A 15,235-nucleotide genomic window follows, 5' to 3' on the forward strand; every position below is an offset into this window, starting at 1 on the left:
GCGACGCGGCTCCCCCTGCCGGGTGACGCCCGCCACGGGCGGTCAAGGAGCGGCCCGGATCGTCCGATCCCCTCCTCATGCCCGGCATCCGCACGGCCGGCCTGCCGGACTGCCGTCCGCTGCTGGCCGACCCCGACGACCTCACGCTGGCCTTCCAGCCGATCGTCGGCCTCGAGACCGGCACGGTCGCCGGTTACGAGGCGCTGGCCCGCTTCCCCGGCGCGGCCGGGCCCGACGTGTGGTTCGCCGCCGCCGCGGAGGCCGGCGTCGCCGCCGAGCTCGAGGCGCTGGCCATCCACAAGGCGCTGGCCGCCGTCCCGCTGCTGCCCGACGACACGTTCCTCACCGTCAACGTCAGCCCGCACCTCCTCGGCACCCGGCCGGTGCAGGACGCCCTGGCCACCCGCCCCGACCTGCACCGCGTCGTCGTCGAGCTGACCGAGCACACCCCCGTCGACGACCTGGGCGTCCTGCGCCGCCAGACCGACGCGCTGCACGCCCGCGGCGCCCTGATCGCCCTCGACGACGCCGGCAGCGGCTACTCGGGGCTCCAGCAGATGGCCGCCCTGCGGCCGCAGCTGGTCAAGCTCGACCGCGCCCTGGTGGCCGACGCCGACGCCGACCCCGTGCGGATGGCCCTGGCCGAGATGGTCGGCGAGTTCGCCGGCCGGATCGATGCCTGGCTGCTCGCCGAGGGCGTGGAGACGGCGGCCGAGCTCGCCGCCTTCGCCCAGCTCGGCGTCCCGCTCGCGCAGGGGTGGCTGCTGGGCCGCCCCGGGCCCACGTTCGCCCCGCTGGCCCCCGAGGTGGTGCAGCTGGTGCGCGCCCAGGTGGCGCGCGCCCGGCTCACCGAGAGCGTGGCCAGCCTGCTGCGCCCCGTCCGCCAGTGCGCGCACGGCGAGGACGTCCTCGGCCTCCCCCCGGCGGTCCTGGTCGGGCCGCACGGCGAGCCGGCCGGACTGCTGCTCAGCGACCCGCGGACCGGTGAGGTCTACACCGCACCGGTCTCGCTCCGGGTGCACCCCTCGACCGACATCCAGCAGACCCTCCAGCGCGCCCTCACCCGCGCGCCTGCGCGCCGGTGGGAGCCCGTCGTCTGCACCGACCCGGCCGGCGAGGTCCTCGGGATCCTCCGCATCGAGGACCTGATCACCGCGGGCCGCGCCGCCCGCTGACCCCTCCAGACCCCGGCCCCGCACGGAGCCGGCCGCCCGCACGCCCCACCGACAAGGAGTCCCGACCATGAAGCGATTCGCCTGCGGCGACGTCATTCCCGGCTGCAACGCCACGTTCACCGCCGCCGACGAGGCCGGCATCTTCGCCCAGGCGGTGCCGCACGCCGCCGCCGAGCACGGGATCGACGAGGTGACCCCGGAGCTCGAGGCGACGGTGCGCAGCCTCATCTCCACGGTCTGACCCGCGGCCGGGGCCGGGCGCACGCGCCCGGCCCGCCGTGCTGCCCGGCTACGGGGCGCTGGCCTCGTCGAGGGCCTTGCGCTGCGCGTCGGTGAGCACGAGGTCGCGCATCGGCAGCAGGTCGGCCAGCTGCTCGACCGTCCGGCCCGAGGCGATCGGCGCCACCACGGTGGGCTGGTCGGCGAGCCAGCGCAGCGCCACCGCCGGCACGGGCACCCCGTGCTCCCGGGCGACGTCGCCCAGGGCGGCGAGCACCCGGTCGCCCCGCTCCCCCACGTAGGCCGCCGCACCCTTCGCGCGCGGTGAGTCGACCTGCTCGCCCGCCCGGTACTTGCCGGTGAGGAAGCCCTTCGCCAGCGCGAAGTAGGGCAGCGTGCCGAGGCCCTGCGCCTGGACGGCGTCGCGCAGCTCGTCCTCGAAGACGGCGCGCTCCATCAGGTTGTAGTGCATCTGCAGGGCCGCGTACCCGCTCGACCCCAGCCGCTGCGCGGTCTCTCGCGCCTCGGTCAGCCGCGCCGCCGAGTAGTTGGACGCCGCGACGTGGCGCACCTTGCCGGCCTGCACCAGCTCGTCGAAGGCGCTGAGCGTCTCGTCCAGCGGCGTCGTCGCGTCGTCGTAGTGGGCGTAGTAGAGGTCGATGTGGTCGGTCCGCAGGTTGCGCAGCGAGCGCTCGGCCGCGATCCGGATCTCCCCCGCGGCCAGCGGGTGCTCCTTCTTCCCGGGCGAGGCCTTGGTGGCCAGCACGATCCGGTCGCGGGCGCCGCGGGCGGCCATCCAGTCGCCGATGATCTGCTCGGAGGCGCCGTTGCCGTACATCTCGGCGGTGTCGACGAACGCCGGCTGCGGAGCCACCGCGTCGACGAAGCGGTCGAGGACGGCGAAGGACGTCGGCGCGTCCGCCGTCCAGCCGAAGACGTTCCCGCCGAGGCAGAGGTCGCTCACGATCAGATCGGTCCCGGGGAGCTGCGGCATGCCCCCCACGCTAGGTGTGCCGTACGACACCCGCGCGCCGTCCCGGGGTGGTGCGGATGTGACCTGCGAGCCATCCGGCACCCGGAAAACGCCGTCCACTGGCGGATTGTCGGGGCGACGTGGCACCGTGCCCCGGGTCCGGCTGTCATCTGGCCGGGCACGGACTCCCGCGTCCCGTGGCGCGGATCCGGACACCCCGACGGCGCAAGTCGCGCCCGGGGCGCCGGTTCGGTGTCGAAACGAGGCACCTGCCACCCAACGGAAAGGAAACTCGATGAACAAGGCTGAACTGGTCTCCGCCATCGCCAAGCGCGCCGACGTGCCCGCCTCGACCGTGGACGCCGTCCTCGCCGGTCTCCAGGACGAGCTCGTCGACGCCATCACCCGCGGCGACAAGGTCGCCGTCTCCGGCCTGCTGACCGTCGAGCGCACGCAGCGCTCCGCTCGCACGGGCCGCAACCCGCAGACGGGCGAGGCGATCGAGATCGCGGCCGCGAACACCGTCAAGGTGACCGCGGGCTCGAACCTCAAGAAGGCCGCGAGCGCCGTTCCGGTCTCCTGACCTGACCGCTCCGCCGTCGCCGTCGGGCGTCGCGCCGCACCCCGTGTGGTCCAGGCCACAGAGGCATGGGCCAGGATGCGGGTGCAGGCGCCGCCCGACGGCGGACGGCGCACAGGGCACGGAGGTCCACGTGGGCAGTGATCTGACCGTCAGCACCGACCCGGGCGAGGTCGGCTTCGACGCCGGCCGGCTGGAGCGGCTCGACCGGCGGCTGAGCCGCTGGGTGGACGACGGACAGCTGCCCGGCTTCCTGGTCACCGTCGCCCGGCACGGCAAGCTGGTCCACGTCGGCCGCGGGGGCTTCCGCAACATGGAGGCCGGTCTCCCCGTCGAGGACGACACCCGCTGGCGCATCTTCTCGATGACCAAGCCCATCACCTCGGTCGCGGCGATGATGCTGTACGAGGAGGGCGCCTTCGAGCTCACCGACCCGATCACGAAGTGGCTGCCCGAGTTCGCCGAGACCCGCGTCTACACCGGGGGCTCCGCGCAGAAGCCGGTGACGGTCCCGCAGATCGAGCCGATCCGGGTGTGGCACCTGCTCACCCACACCTCCGGGCTGACCTACGGCTTCCACCACGCCCACCCGGTCGACGCGATCTACCGCGCCCTGGGCCACGAGTGGGGCGCCCCGCGCGGCGCCGACTCCGCCGACGTCTGCCGGCAGTGGGCCTCGGCCCCGCTGGTCTTCCAGCCCGGCAGCGAGTGGAACTACGGCGTCTCCACCGACGTCCTCGGCCGGCTGGTCGAGGTGGTCTCCGGGCAGACGCTGGACGAGTTCTTCGAGGAGCGCATCTTCGCCCCGCTGGGCATGCGGGACACCTCCTTCGGCCTGCGCCCCGAGGACGACCCCGAGTCCCTGGCCCGCCTCTACCTCGCGACGCCGGGGAAGCCGGGCGGCCCGTCCTCGGGCATGACGTTCAGCGAGGCGATGGACCGGGGCGCGCACAAGAAGGCCACGTTCCTGTCCGGCGGCGGCGGCCTGGTCTCCACCGCCGGTGACTACCTGCGGTTCCTCGAGATGCTGCGCCGGGGCGGGTCCTACGACGGCGGGCGCATCCTCAGCCCGCGCACGATCCGGCAGATGACCACCAACCACCTGCCCGGCAACCAGGACCTGCAGTCCTTCGGCCGGCCGCTGCACGCCGAGTCCCCGATGCGCGGCGTCGGCTTCGGGCTCGGGTTCTCGATGGTCATGGACCCCGCTGCCTACGGCGTGCTCTCCAGCCCCGGCGACTACAGCTGGGGCGGGGCGGCGTCCACCGGGTTCTACGTGGACCCGGTGGAGGACATCACGGTCGGCTTCTACACGCAGCTGCTGCCCTCGAGCACGCTGCCGATCCGCAACTACCTGCGGCAGCTGGTCAACCAGGCCCTCGTCGACTGACGTCGTCCCCGTAGGGACTTTCTGCACCGAAAGTCCCTACGGGGGGCGGCTGTCCGGACTTTCTGCACCGAAAGTCCGGGTGGGGTCAGACGTAGCGGCGGTAGACGACGGTCGCGACCATCGCCGGCTTGGTGCCGCCCTCGATCTCCATCGTCACGGCGAGATTCATCGCGATGCCGCCGGCGAACGGGGTCGCGGACTCCATCGTCGCGCCGGCGCGCACGCGGGCGCCGACGGGCACCGGCGAGGGGAAGCGCACCTTCTCGGTGCCGTAGTTCACGCCCATGCTGAAGCCGGTGATCGTCACGATCTGCGGGATCAGCGAGGGCAGCAGGGACAGCGTCAGGTAGCCGTGCGCGATCGGGCCGCCGAAGGGGCTCTCCTTCGCGGCGCGCTCGGGGTCGACGTGGATCCACTGCTGGTCACCGGTGGCGTCGGCGAACTGCTGGACCTGCTCCTGCGTGATCGTCACCCAGTCGCTGTGGCCCAGGTGCTGGCCGACCAGCCCCTGCACGCCCTCGACGCCGTCGACGGTGGTCTGCGCCATCTGCTCGCCCCTTTCCTCGGTCTGGTTGGCTGACTCCACCACATCGGCGTCGTAGGGGGAGGAACGGGTTGCTCCGTATCGGTGCGCTGGATGTGCCAGCCGGTGGCTTCGTGCTGATGGCGATCGTGAACCGGACACCCGACTCGTTCTACGACCGCGGCGCGACTTTCGGAATGGCTGCCGCCCTGGATCGCGTGGACCGGGTCGTAGCCGAGGGCGCCGACATGGTGGACGTCGGGGGTGTGAAGGCCGCGCCGGGCGAGGAGGTCTCCCCCGCCGAGGAGATCCGGCGCACCGTCGACCTGGTCGCCGCGATCCGCGCCGCGCACCCGGGGCTGCCGATCTCGATCGACACCTGGCGCGCCGAGGTCGCCCGTGAGGCGCTCGCGGCCGGCGCCGACGTCGTCAACGACGCCTGGGGCGGGGTGGACCCGGAGCTCGCGGCTGTCGCGGCCGAGGCCGGCGCGGGGATCGTCTGCACGCACGCCGGCGGGCTGCCGCCGCGCACCCGCCCGCACCGGGTGCAGTACGACGACGTCGTCGCCGACATCGTCACCCGGACGACGGCGCTGGCCGAGGCCGCCGTCGCCGCGGGGGTGGACCGCCAGCGGGTGCTCATCGACCCCGGGCACGACTTCGGCAAGAACACCCGGCACTCGCTCGAGGCCACGCGGCGGCTGGACGAGCTCGTCGCGACCGGCTGGCCGGTGCTGGTGGCGCTGTCGAACAAGGACTTCGTGGGCGAGACCCTCGGCGTCCCGCTGGAGGAGCGGCTCACCGGCACCCTGGCGGCGACGGCGGTGAGCGCCTGGCTGGGGGCACGGGTGTTCCGCGCCCACGACGTCGCCCCGACCCGGCAGACCCTGGACATGGTCGCCTCGATCCAGGGCACCCGCCCGCCCCTGCGCACCACCCGCGGCCTCGCCTAGGTTGCCCGGCATGGCCGCCACGGGATTCCTCACCGCCGACGAGCTCAACGCGATGCTGCCGGGCACCCTCCCCGGCCTGCTGGGCATCGTCGTCGACACCCACGAGCCCGGCCGCCTCACCAGCCACCTCGACGTCCGCCCGGAGCTGCTGGCGCCCAACGGCTACCTGCACGCCGGCACGGTGGTCACGCTCGCCGACACCAGTTGCGGCCTGCCCACCCGGGCGCTGCTGCCCGAGGGCTCCAGCGGGTTCACCACCATCGAGCTGAAGAGCAACCACCTCAGCACGGCGCGGGAGGGGCGGATCAGCTGCGCGGCGACCAACGTCCACGCCGGGCGGACGACGCAGGTGTGGGACGCCGTGGTCCGCAACGACGCCACCGGGAAGACGATCGCGCTGTTCCGCTGCACCCAGTCGGTGCTCTGGCCGCGCTGAACCGGGGGGAACCCGGCGCCAACCCACGTGTGGTGCCGCGCACGATCAATGTGAGACTGGCGCCACACCAGCTTCCGAGGAGGACCCCGTGGCACTGGCCAGCCCCTATCCCGACGTCGAGATCCCGAACCTGTCGGTTCCCGAGTTCGTCCTCGCCGCCGGGAGGGAGCGCCCCGACGCACCGGCGCTCATCGACGGCCTCAAGGGTGACGTGATCACGCACGGCCAGCTGGCCGGCTACGTCGACCGCGTCGCGGCCAACCTGCACGCCCGCGGCCTGCGCAAGGGCGACGTCGTGGCGGTGTTCTGCCCCAACACGCAGTGGTTCCCGGTCGTCTTCCACGGCATCGCCGCCGCCGGCTGCGTGATGAGCCCGATCAACTCGCTCTACACGCCCGACGAGATCGCCTTCCAGCTGAAGGACTCCGGCGCGAAGATCCTGATCACGATCTCGATGTTCCTGGACCGGGCGACCGCCGCGGCCGAGAAGGCGCCGCTCGACGAGATCGTGGTGCTGGACGGTGCGGAGGGCCACGCCAACCTCTTCGACCTGCTCGGCGCGGACGCCCCCAGCGTGCAGGTGGAGATCGACCAGGCGAACGACCTGGTCACGCTGCCCTACTCCAGCGGCACGACGGGCCTGCCGAAGGGCGTCATGCTCACCCACCGCAACCTGGTGGCGAACGTGGCGCAGTGCCTGCCGCTGCTCAAGACGGGTGCCGACGAGCGGATCATCGCCGTCCTGCCGTTCTTCCACATCTACGGCCTCACCGTGCTGATGAACCAGGGCCTGGCGCTGGGCGGCACCGTGGTGACCCTCCCCCGGTTCGAGCTCGAGGACTTCCTCCGGACGATCCAGGAGTACAAGATCACCCGTGCGTTCGTCGCGCCGCCCATCCTGCTGGCGCTGGCCAAGCACCCCCTGGTCGACAAGTACGACCTCAGCTCGCTGGAGTCGATCCTCTCCGGGGCCGCTCCACTGGACGAGCAGCTCGCTCACGCGGTCGAGCAGCGGCTGCGCAAGGGCGCCGGCAGCGGCGTCACCGTCGCCCAGGGCTACGGGATGACCGAGCTGTCGCCGGTCTCGCACACCACGCCGGACCCCGACGCCATGCCGCCCGGCGTCACCGTCGACGTGCCCAAGGGCTCGGTGGGCTTCGCGATCCCGAACACCGAGTGCCGGCTGATCGACCCGAGCACCGGTGAGGACGCCGCTCCGGGCGAGCGCGGCGAGCTGTGGGTCCGCGGCCCGCAGGTCATGAAGGGCTACCTGAACAACCCCGAGGCGACGGCGGCCACCGTCGACGCCGAGGGCTGGCTGCACACCGGCGACGTCGCCGTCGTCGACGACAACGGCATCTACACCGTCGTCGACCGGGTCAAGGAGCTGATCAAGTACAAGGGCTACCAGGTGGCCCCGGCCGAGCTCGAGGCGGTGCTGATCAACCACCCGGAGATCGCCGACGCCGCGGTCATCGGCGTGCCCGACAAGGAGAGCGGCGAGGAGCTGCCCAAGGCCTTCGTCGTCCGCGCCATGGGCTCGGAGCTCTCCGAGGAGTCGGTCATGGACTTCATGGCCGAGAAGGTCGCGCCGCACAAGAAGATCCGCTTCGTCGAGTTCATCGACGAGGTGCCGAAGTCCTCCGCGGGCAAGATCCTGCGCAAGGAGCTCAAGGCCCGCCCCTGACGGGGGTGCACCGGGGCGTTCTCCGGGTAATGGCACGGAGACGACCGGAGCCCGGCCGCCGCGATCCCCGCGGCGGCCGGTCTCGGCTGACGTAAGGATCCCCGATGCTCCCGCTCTACTGGCTCACCGTGCAGACGGTCGGCACGGCCATCCGCAGCGGCTGGCGGCCCCAGGTCAGCGGACTGGAGCACGTCCCGGCCGACGGCGGAGTCGTCCTGGCGTCGAACCACCTCTCGTTCGCCGACCAACTGTTCCTCGGCGCCGTCATCCCCCGCCACGTCGCCTTCTGGGGCAAGAAGGAGTACTTCACCGGCACCGGGCCCCGCGGCGCCCTGAACCGCGGCCTGATGCACGGCCTGGGCGTCATCCCGGTGAACCGTGCCGGCGGCGCGGCCTCGGACGCGGCGTTCGCGTCCGCCGTGCCGGTGCTCGCCCGCGGCGGGATGGTGGCGGTGTTCCCGGAGGGGACCCGCTCCCCGGACGGGCGGCTCTACCGCGGCCGCACCGGCGTGCTCCGGCTCGCCCAGAGCTGCGGCGTCCCCGTCGTCCCGGTCGGCATCTGCGGCACCGACGGTGTGCGACCGCGGGACCTCCTGGGCCGGCGCAGACCTCGCGTGGCGATCAGCTTCGGCCCGCCGGTCGACGTCGCCGGCGCCGACGTGCGCACCGCCACCGACGCCCTGATGGCCTCGATCCAGCGGCTCAGCGGCCAGGAGTACGTGCCGCGCTACGCCGAGAAGAAGAAGGCCGCCTGAGCTACGCCCGCGAGGCCGCGGGCCGGGCGTCCTCCGCCGAGCCCGGCCGGCCGCGCGCGGCCACCGGTGGTATCCCGGTCACCCGCCGGTAGGCGCGCGAGAACGCTGCCTCGGAGTCGTAGCCCAGCCGGCGGGCCACCTCCCCGACCCGCGCCCCGCGGCCCAGCTCGACCGTGGCCAGGTGCATCCGCCAGCGGGTGACGTAGCGCAGCGCCGGCTCGCCGGCCAGCTCGGTGAACCGGGCCGCGAAGGCCGACCGCGACATCCGCGTCTCGCGGGCCAGCCGCTCGAGGGTCCACGGCGCGCCGGGGTCGCGGTGCACCAGTGCGACCGCCCGCCCCACCTGCGGATCGCGCAGCGCCCGCAGCCAGCCCGGGCCCGTGGCACCGGTCTCCAGCCAGCCGCGGATCGCCTGGATCACCACGACGTCGGCCAGCCGGGTCACCACCGCCTCGGCGCCGGGCCGGTCGTGCCGCACCTCGTCGGTGATCATCCCCAGCAGCACCGACAGCCAGCCGCCGCGCGCCGCGTTCCCGGCATCGACCAGCAGGACCGGCGGCAGCAGGTCGAGCAGGTGCGCAGCACCCGGTCGCTCGGGTTCCAGGACGCCGCAGACCAGCCGGGTCGCCGCACCCCCGCCGCCGAGGCGGAGCACCGAGTAGTGCTCCGCGAGGTAGTCCTGCGGGAGCAGGTCGGCGCGGCCGGTGATCGCGGCGCCCGGGCCGCTGCGCAGCAGGTGCCCCCGGCCGTGCGGGACCAGCGCCAGGTCACCGGCGCTCAGCGCGTGCACCTCGCCGCCCACCTCGAGCAGGCAGCTGCCCTCGGTGATCACGTGGAAGGTCATGCAGGCGCCCAGCGCAGGCATCTCCACGCCCCACGGGGCCGTGCCCTCGGTACGGGAGTAGAAGGTGTCGCGCATCCGCAGGTCGCCGAGCACGCCGCCCAGCGGGTCGACCGGCGCCCAGGGGATCACCGGCTCCTCGTCCATGACTCCATCCTGCGGCCTCGACCGTCCGCGTCCACCCCCGCCGGACGAACGGTCATGCTTTCGGGATCCGCAGCCCTTCTGCGCACCGTCCGTCCGCGCCACGGTGGATCCCGTCGGCAGTCGCCGGCGATCACCGGAGGAGGAGCGGGACATGAAGGTGCTGGTCGTGGGAGCAACGGGTGGAACGGGCCGGGCGACGGTCGAGGCCCTGGTCGCGGAGGGGCACGAGGTGACCGCCATGGCACGCCGGGCGGGCGCGCTGCTCGGCGGGCGGGCGGGTGTGCGGCCGATCGACGGGGACGCCACGGTGGCGGCGGACGTGCACGCCGCCGTCCGGGGTCAGGACGCCGTCGTCGTGGCGCTCGGCATCACGGAGAGCCCGATGCGGGTGCGCCTGCGGGGCCCGGCCGGCACTCCGCTGGACGTGCGCTCACGCGGTACCTCCGCCGTCGTGGCGGCGATGCACGAGCACGGCGTGCGCCGCCTGGTGGTGCAGTCCTCGTACGGCGTCGGCGAGACCAGGGACCTGCTGCCGCTGTCCTCCCGGCTGGTCTTCGCGCTGTTGCTGAAGCCGCAGATCGCCGACCACGGGGTGCAGGAGGACGTCGTCCGGCGCAGCGGGCTGGACTGGACGCTCGTGCAGCCGGTCTACCTGACCGACGGCGAGGAGCCGGCCGCCCGGTCGACCGACGGGTCGGTGCAGGGGATGAAGGTGTCCCGTCGCGCCGTCGGCGAGGTGCTCGCCCGGCTGGCCACGGGCACCGACGACGTGGGCCGCTGCGTGTCGGTCTCGGGTGGCGCGCCCGTCGCCGTCCCCGTCTGACGGGGCAGCTCTAGGGTTCGGGCATGCGTGCGGTGACGATCAGCGAACCCGGGAGCCCCGACGTCCTCGGCTGGTCGGAGGTGCCCGACCCGGTCTGCGGCCCCGGCGAGGTGATCGTCGACGTCGCCGCCACCGCGGTGAACCGGGCCGACCTCATGCAGCGGCAGGGCTTCTACCCGCCGCCGAAGGGCGCCAGCGAGATCCTCGGCCTGGAGTGCAGCGGCGTCATCAGCGAGGTCGGCGAGGGCGTGACCGGCTGGTCGGTGGGCGACGAGGTGTGCGCGCTGCTCTCCGGCGGCGGCTACGCCGAGCGGGTCGCCGTCCCGGCCGTGCAACTGCTCCCCCGGCCCGCCGGCGTGGAGCTGGCGACGGCGGCCGCCCTGCCGGAGGTCGTCTGCACCGTCTGGTCCAACGTCTTCATGCTGGCCGGTCTGCGTCGCGGCGACAGCTTCCTGGTGCACGGCGGCTCCAGCGGTATCGGCACCATGGCGATCCAGCTGGCCGCCCGCGCCGGGGCCCGGGTCTTCACCACCGCGGGCACCCGGGCCAAGCTGGACGTCTGCCGCGAGCTGGGCGCCGACGTCACGATCAACTACCGCGACGAGGACTTCGTCGAGAAGGTCCGCGAGGCGACCGACGGCCGCGGGGTCGACGTCATCCTCGACAACATGGGCGCCAAGTACCTGGACCGGAACATCGACGCCCTCGCCGTCGGCGGGCGGCTGGTCGTCATCGGCATGCAGGGCGGCACCAAGGCCGAGCTGAACCTCGGCAAGCTGCTGGCCAAGCGCGCCGCGGTGCACGCCACCGCGCTGCGGTCCCGCCCGGCGACGGGCCCCGGCGGCAAGGCCGAGATCATCGAGGCGGTCCGCCGGGACGTGTGGCCCGACGTGGAGCGCGGCACCATCCGGCCGATCGTCGACCGGCGGCTGCCGATGTCCCGCGCCGCGGAGGCGCACCGGGCGGTGGAGGCCAGCGAGCACGTCGGCAAGGTGCTGCTGCTCCCGGCGGACTGACCCGCTCAGAAGGTCATCCGCACCAGCTCCCGACCGCCCTCGCCCGTCAGGACCACCTCGGCCAGCTCGCCGCGATCGACGGCGGCCCACCCCCGCCAGGCGCCGTCGCCCGCGGGCGAGGTCGACCACGCGCCCGCCGCGTACCGGTTCCCGTCGGCGTCGACGGCGACCACGCGGCACTCCTCCCCGGGACGCATGCCGGCGACGCTGATCTCCAGCGCGCTGCCGTCGTCGACGGTGCTCGCGATGACCGTGGCACGCACCGCCCCGGCCGCGGCGGTCACGGTCTGCTCCCCGTCGCCGCCGCGGGCCACCACCCCGATCCCGATGCCGAGCACGGCCACCACCACCGCCGCGACCAGCGCCCAGGTGCGCGCCCGGATCCGGGGCGCCGGTCCGGCGGCGGCGGAGAGCCGGTCGAACAGGGCCGCGGTCGGCGCCACCTCGGCCGGGCGGAGGTCGTCGGGGCCCAGATCCTCGCGCCGCACCCGGTCCAGCAGCGCCGGCAGCGGGCTGAACTCGGCCAGCTGGGCGGCGCACGACGGGCACGTGCGCAGGTGCGCCTCCACGGCGGCGCGCTCGTCGGGGTCGAGCGCCCCGAGCACGTAGGCGCCCAGCCCGTCGACGGCCTCCGGACAGGTCACGTCGACACCCCCCGTTCGGCCAGGGCGAGCTTCAGCGCCCGCAGTGCGTAGTAGCAGCGGGACTTCACCGTGCCGGGCGGGATGCCGAGCACGGCGGCGGCCTCGGCCACGGTCCGCCCGCGGTAGTACGTCTCGACGATCGCCTCGCGGTGCTCGGCCGACAGCGACCGGAGGGCGTCGGTCACCAGGATCCGGTCCAGCGCGCCGTCCACCTCGTCGAGCCCGGGGACCGACTCGAGCACCGCGTCACCGGCCTCGGGCGGGCGCGCACGCCGGGCCCGCCGTGCGTCGACCGCGAGGTGCTGGGCCACGGTGAACAGCCAGGGGCGCACCGGCCGGGTGTCCGAGTCGAGCCGGTCGAGGTTCCGCCAGGCCCGCAGCAGCGTCTCCTGGACGATGTCCTCCGCCCGGCCGCGGTCGCCGTCGGTCAGCCGGAGGGCGTAGGCCAGCAGGGCCCGGGCGTGCGCGTCGAAGAGCGCCCGCAGGCCCTCCTCGCGCGCCGCCCGGGACCGCACTGCCTCAGTACCCCGGCATCGGGGGCGGCGCCGACGACCCGGCGGCGCTGATCTTCCCGCCGTCCGGCGCCACGACCCACCACACGCCCTGCACGCCCTGACCCGTCACGTCCCCAGCCTGGGAGTCGGCCGCGTAGGTGTACAGGGGCAGCCCCTCGAGGGTGATCTGCCGGGTGCCGTCGTCCCGGGTGATGGTGCCCACCTGGCCGTCGACGCCGTCCACGGCGGGGGTGTCGGAGTCCGCGACGACCGCCGGCCAGATCCGCAGGCACCCGCCGCTGCACGCGCTCTTCCCCGATCCCGCGGTGTCCTCGTCGAACACGCACACCGTGAGCCCGGACCCGTCGACGACGATCTCTCCGAGCGGGCTGTCGGCGGTCGCGAGGACGGCGCCGGGGCTCTCCCCGGCGGACGATCCGGCGGCCGGCGACCCGTCGGAGTCCGACCCGCAGCCGGCCAGCCCGACCACGCCCAGGGCCAGCGCGGTGGCCCATCTCGTCGTCCTCATGGCGGCGCCTCTCGCCCGGGGCGCGGATCCTGACCGGCACCCGACACAGAGGACACGGCGGCCGGAGGCATCCGGTTCACCGCCCGGCGAGGTGGCCGCTAGCGCGGGCGGGGCGCCGGGCGCGGGCGCAGCGCGGCGACGGCGTCGATGACCTGACCGACCTCGTCGGGGGTGTTGTAGTGCATCAGCCCGAGGCGGACGGCGCCGCCGCTCTCGGTCACCCCGAGGGCGTCGAACAGCTCGCGGGCGTAGGCGTCGCCGTCCCAGACGCAGATGCCCTGCCGGTTCAGCTCGGCGGCGACCTGGCGGGGGCGCATGCCCTCCACCCGGAACGCCAGCGTCGGCGTCGTCCGCGCGGGGTGCCCGAGCACGTGCACGTGCCGCATCGCCCGCAGGGCGTCGTCCAGCCAGCCGAACAGCTCGCCCTCGTAGCGGGCGACGGCGGCCAGGGAGGCGCGCAGCCGGTCGCGGCGCGACCCCGTCGCCTCGCCGGCCAGGGCGGCCAGGTGGTCGACCGCCGCGGAGACGCCGGCGTAGAGCTCGTACGGCGCGGCGCCGGCCTCGAAGCGGTCGGGCACCTTGTCCGACATCGGCAGGAGCTTGTCCGGGTGCAGGTGCGCCAGCAGCTGCGGGTCGGCGGCGACCGCACCGACGTGCGGACCGCCCCACTTCGACGCCGACAGCGCGACGAAGTCCGCGCCCAGCGCGGTGCGGTCCAGGTACATGTGCGGGGCGGCATGGGACGCGTCGACGTAGACCATCGCCCCGACCGCGTGGGCGCGGTGGGAGATCTCCGCGACCTCGGGGCAGGTGCCGATCGCGCTGCTGGCCGCGGTGAGCGCCACCAGACGGGTGCGGCGGTTGACCAGGTCGTCGTACTGCCAGGCGGGCAGCTCGCCGGTCTCGATGTCCACCTCCGCCCAGCGGACGACGACGCCGCGCTCCTCGGCCAGCTGCACCCACGGCCGGATGTTGGCGTCGTGGTCGAGGCGGCTCACGACGATCTCGTCCCCGGCCCGCCAGGTCTTCGCGATCGCCCGGGCGAGCGTGTACGTCACCGCGGTCATGCTGGCGCCCAGGACGACGCCGCCCGGGACGCCACCCGCGAGGTCGGCCACCGCCGTGCGGGCACCGGTGACCAGGCCCTCCGCCCGCGCCGAGGCGGCGAACACCCCGCCCCGCTCGGCGACCGGCATGCGCAGCGCGTGCCCGACCGCCCGGGCGACGTCCTCGGGCAGCAGCGCGCCGCCGGGGCCGTCGACGTGCACGTAGCCGTCGGCGAGCGCCGGGAAGAGACCGCGGACCCGAGCGACGTCGAGCCGGGCCTCCATGCCTGCGCACCCTAGTTGCACGGCCGGGGGGCAGGATGGAGCCATGACTGCACCCGGCACCGGCAGCGAGCGCCAGCAGCAGGTCGTCGTCGTGGGGCCCGACGGTCAGCCCGTGGGCGTCCTGCCGATGGGCCTGCCCCAGGGGGCCGACGAGGACGACGGCGGCGCGATGCAGGTCAACGAGATGGTCGAGCAGCCCGCGAAGGTCATGCGGATCGGCACGATGATCAAGCAGCTGCTCGAGGAGGTGCGCGCAGCACCCCTGGACGAGGCCAGCCGCAACCGGCTCCGCGACATCCACGCGTCGTCCATCCGCGAGCTCGAGCAGGGGCTGGCCCCGGAGCTGCGCGAGGAACTCGAGCGGATCACGCTGCCGTTCAGCGAGGACGTGACGCCCACCGACGCCGAGCTGCGGATCGCCCAGGCCCAGCTGGTCGGCTGGCTGGAGGGCGTCTTCCACGGCATCCAGACGGCGCTGTTCGCCCAGCAGATGGCCGCCCGCGCCCAGCTCGAGGAGATCCGGCGCAAGGCGCTGCCCGCCGGTCCGGGCGCCGTCGCGCAGCCTGACCACCGCACCGGCGGCGGCCAGTACCTCTAGCGCTCCCACGCTGGGATCAGGTGACCTGATCCCCGAGCGTCCTCCCTCACCGCGCACCGTGAGGGAGGACGCTCGGCGCTGAGGGTGGACGAGGTTTTCCACAGATCTCCTCGAGCCGTTC

General features: G+C 74.2%; 18 protein-coding genes. 11 read left to right on the plus strand and 7 right to left on the minus strand.

All coding sequences use genetic code 11. The features are described 5' to 3' along the window. Positions 1 to 77: 77 nt before the first annotated feature. Entirely contained in the window at positions 78 to 1,175 is a 1,098-nt protein-coding gene (locus CRP29_RS05260) for an EAL domain-containing protein (RefSeq protein WP_097193915.1), read from the plus strand. 67 nt (positions 1,176 to 1,242) lie between these two features. Continuing rightward, the gene (locus CRP29_RS05265; RefSeq protein WP_097193916.1) at positions 1,243 to 1,416 is read left to right on the plus strand and encodes a DUF1059 domain-containing protein; all 174 of its coding nucleotides are present in this window, start codon (positions 1,243 to 1,245) and stop codon (positions 1,414 to 1,416) included. 48 nt (positions 1,417 to 1,464) lie between these two features. Here the strand turns inward: CRP29_RS05265 and CRP29_RS05270 are convergent, their stop codons facing one another. Then, entirely contained in the window at positions 1,465 to 2,388 is a 924-nt protein-coding gene (locus tag CRP29_RS05270; RefSeq protein ID WP_097194129.1) for an aldo/keto reductase, read from the minus strand. Positions 2,389 to 2,662: 274 nt separating this feature from the next. On the opposite strand from CRP29_RS05270, the gene CRP29_RS05275 reads away from it, so the two are divergent. Both CRP29_RS05275 and CRP29_RS05280 read left to right on the plus strand, forming a co-directional pair. After that, complete coding sequence (locus CRP29_RS05275) at positions 2,663 to 2,950, plus strand: HU family DNA-binding protein (protein WP_091990906.1); 288 nt, start codon at positions 2,663 to 2,665, stop codon at positions 2,948 to 2,950. 130 nt (positions 2,951 to 3,080) lie between these two features. Further along, positions 3,081 to 4,337: a serine hydrolase domain-containing protein gene (locus CRP29_RS05280; protein WP_097193917.1), complete on the plus strand. Its 1,257-nt coding sequence runs from the start codon at positions 3,081 to 3,083 to the stop codon at positions 4,335 to 4,337. Between the two features lie 85 nt (positions 4,338 to 4,422). On the opposite strand, the gene CRP29_RS05285 is transcribed toward CRP29_RS05280, so the two are convergent. Next, positions 4,423 to 4,884 carry a MaoC family dehydratase gene (locus CRP29_RS05285; protein WP_097193918.1) on the minus strand — a complete coding sequence of 154 codons (462 nt, stop codon included), beginning with the start codon at positions 4,882 to 4,884 and terminating at the stop codon, positions 4,423 to 4,425. Positions 4,885 to 5,000: 116 nt separating this feature from the next. On the opposite strand from CRP29_RS05285, the gene folP reads away from it, so the two are divergent. From folP to CRP29_RS05305, 4 genes are all read left to right on the plus strand, one after another. After that, positions 5,001 to 5,813, plus strand: a complete 813-nt coding sequence (gene folP / locus CRP29_RS05290; RefSeq protein WP_176522831.1) for a dihydropteroate synthase — start codon at positions 5,001 to 5,003, stop codon at positions 5,811 to 5,813. A 10-nt stretch (positions 5,814 to 5,823) separates the two neighbouring features. Next, positions 5,824 to 6,249: a PaaI family thioesterase gene (locus CRP29_RS05295; RefSeq protein ID WP_097193920.1), complete on the plus strand. Its 426-nt coding sequence runs from the start codon at positions 5,824 to 5,826 to the stop codon at positions 6,247 to 6,249. Positions 6,250 to 6,337: 88 nt separating this feature from the next. Then, positions 6,338 to 7,936, plus strand: a complete 1,599-nt coding sequence (locus CRP29_RS05300) for a 4-coumarate--CoA ligase family protein (protein ID WP_097193921.1) — start codon at positions 6,338 to 6,340, stop codon at positions 7,934 to 7,936. Positions 7,937 to 8,040: 104 nt separating this feature from the next. Further along, entirely contained in the window at positions 8,041 to 8,691 is a 651-nt protein-coding gene (locus tag CRP29_RS05305) for a lysophospholipid acyltransferase family protein (protein ID WP_097193922.1), read from the plus strand. A gap of 1 nt (position 8,692) precedes the next feature. Here CRP29_RS05305 and CRP29_RS05310 read toward each other — a convergent pair whose 3' ends face one another. Then, entirely contained in the window at positions 8,693 to 9,679 is a 987-nt protein-coding gene (locus CRP29_RS05310) for an AraC family transcriptional regulator (protein ID WP_097193923.1), read from the minus strand. Positions 9,680 to 9,830: 151 nt separating this feature from the next. Here CRP29_RS05310 and CRP29_RS05315 point away from each other — a divergent pair, with 151 nt between their 5' ends. Both CRP29_RS05315 and CRP29_RS05320 read left to right on the plus strand, forming a co-directional pair. Beyond that, the gene (locus CRP29_RS05315; protein ID WP_097193924.1) at positions 9,831 to 10,502 is read left to right on the plus strand and encodes an NAD(P)-dependent oxidoreductase; all 672 of its coding nucleotides are present in this window, start codon (positions 9,831 to 9,833) and stop codon (positions 10,500 to 10,502) included. A 23-nt stretch (positions 10,503 to 10,525) separates the two neighbouring features. Continuing rightward, on the plus strand, positions 10,526 to 11,518 hold the full coding sequence (locus CRP29_RS05320; RefSeq protein ID WP_097193925.1) for an NAD(P)H-quinone oxidoreductase: 993 nt from the start codon (positions 10,526 to 10,528) through the stop codon (positions 11,516 to 11,518). Between the two features lie 5 nt (positions 11,519 to 11,523). On the opposite strand, the gene CRP29_RS05325 is transcribed toward CRP29_RS05320, so the two are convergent. The 4 genes from CRP29_RS05325 to CRP29_RS05340 form a co-directional block, all read right to left on the minus strand. Beyond that, the gene (locus CRP29_RS05325) at positions 11,524 to 12,162 is read right to left on the minus strand and encodes an anti-sigma factor family protein (RefSeq protein WP_176522832.1); all 639 of its coding nucleotides are present in this window, start codon (positions 12,160 to 12,162) and stop codon (positions 11,524 to 11,526) included. Beyond that, positions 12,159 to 12,677, minus strand: a complete 519-nt coding sequence (locus tag CRP29_RS05330) for a sigma-70 family RNA polymerase sigma factor (protein WP_097193927.1) — start codon at positions 12,675 to 12,677, stop codon at positions 12,159 to 12,161. The genes CRP29_RS05325 and CRP29_RS05330 overlap by 4 nt, the downstream gene beginning before the upstream one ends. 4 nt (positions 12,678 to 12,681) lie before the next feature. After that, positions 12,682 to 13,185, minus strand: a complete 504-nt coding sequence (locus CRP29_RS05335) for a COG4315 family predicted lipoprotein (protein ID WP_097193928.1) — start codon at positions 13,183 to 13,185, stop codon at positions 12,682 to 12,684. A 98-nt stretch (positions 13,186 to 13,283) separates the two neighbouring features. Continuing rightward, a complete protein-coding gene (locus CRP29_RS05340; protein ID WP_097193929.1) occupies positions 13,284 to 14,516 on the minus strand; it encodes a cysteine desulfurase-like protein in 1,233 nt (410 codons plus the stop codon). A gap of 43 nt (positions 14,517 to 14,559) precedes the next feature. On the opposite strand from CRP29_RS05340, the gene CRP29_RS05345 reads away from it, so the two are divergent. Next, entirely contained in the window at positions 14,560 to 15,114 is a 555-nt protein-coding gene (locus CRP29_RS05345) for a bacterial proteasome activator family protein (protein ID WP_097193930.1), read from the plus strand. Positions 15,115 to 15,235: the final 121 nt, after the last annotated feature.

It is taken from the genome of Blastococcus aggregatus, assembly GCF_900221005.1.
Taxonomy (GTDB): domain Bacteria; phylum Actinomycetota; class Actinomycetes; order Mycobacteriales; family Geodermatophilaceae; genus Blastococcus; species Blastococcus aggregatus.